Here is a 259-nt window from a genome sequence, read left to right on the forward strand (position 1 = left end):
CTCCTTCGTCCACTCCACCCGCTGCTTCTTCGCCAGGCCCCAGGGATTGCCCTTCTTCTCCAGGTTCTTGAGCATCGTGCCCGCCTCCGACGGGAACGCAGACTCGATCATCACCTGGTAACGCCGCATGTCGACGATGTGGTCGATGTGCTCGATGTCCACCGGGCACTGCTCCACGCACGCACCACACGTCGTGCACGACCACAGGACGTCCGGGTCGATGACGCCGTTCTCCTCGGCCGTCCCGATCAGCGGGCGC

Annotated in this window: 1 protein-coding gene; it reads right to left on the reverse strand. The window is 64.9% G+C overall.

Annotation, left to right across the window (positions count from 1 at the left end; all coding sequences use genetic code 11):
* A partial coding sequence (locus tag IO30_RS41135; RefSeq protein WP_037895564.1) for a 4Fe-4S dicluster domain-containing protein occupies positions 1-259 on the reverse strand: 259 nt, incomplete at both ends.

This window comes from Streptomyces xanthophaeus, from assembly GCF_000725805.1.
Lineage (GTDB): Bacteria > Actinomycetota > Actinomycetes > Streptomycetales > Streptomycetaceae > Streptomyces > Streptomyces xanthophaeus.